Genomic DNA, 512 nt, shown 5'->3' on the forward strand with positions numbered 1-512 from the left:
GCCGGCTCCGGAACTCTCGGAGACATCGGCGCCCACAGCATCGACACCGCGCAGTGGCTGACCGGCGACGCCATCGTCGGGGTCAGCGCGATCATGCGCACCTTCGTTCCGACGCGTCCCGTGCTTGACGAACAGGTGGGGCTCGGCGGGCGCGCCCAGGCCGACGCACCCCGGCAGACCGTCACCGTCGACGACGCGGCCGCGTTCACGGCCCGGTTCGCCGGTGGGGCGATGGGGGTCTTCGAGGCGACGCGCCTGGCGACGGGGCATCGCAACTCCAACCGCATCGAGATCAACGGCGACCGCGGCTCGATCGCGTTCGACTTCCGGGCGATGAACGAGCTGGAGTTCTACGACGCGTCCGACCCCGCCGGCGAGCAGGGGTTCCGTCGCATCCAGGCCAACGAGCCCGAGCATCCCTACGCCGACGCGTGGTGGCCGGCCGGCCACGGGCTCGGATACGAGCACCTGTTCACGCACCAGATCGTCGACCTCGTGCGTGCGATCGCCGG

Annotated in this window: 1 protein-coding gene; it reads left to right on the plus strand. The window is 71.1% G+C overall.

Annotation, left to right across the window (positions count from 1 at the left end; all coding sequences use genetic code 11):
- The coding region (locus NQ160_RS24160) for a Gfo/Idh/MocA family protein (RefSeq protein ID WP_257517507.1) at positions 1–512 on the plus strand (512 nt) is incomplete at both ends.

The sequence above is a fragment of the Microbacterium sp. zg.Y909 genome (assembly GCF_024626565.1).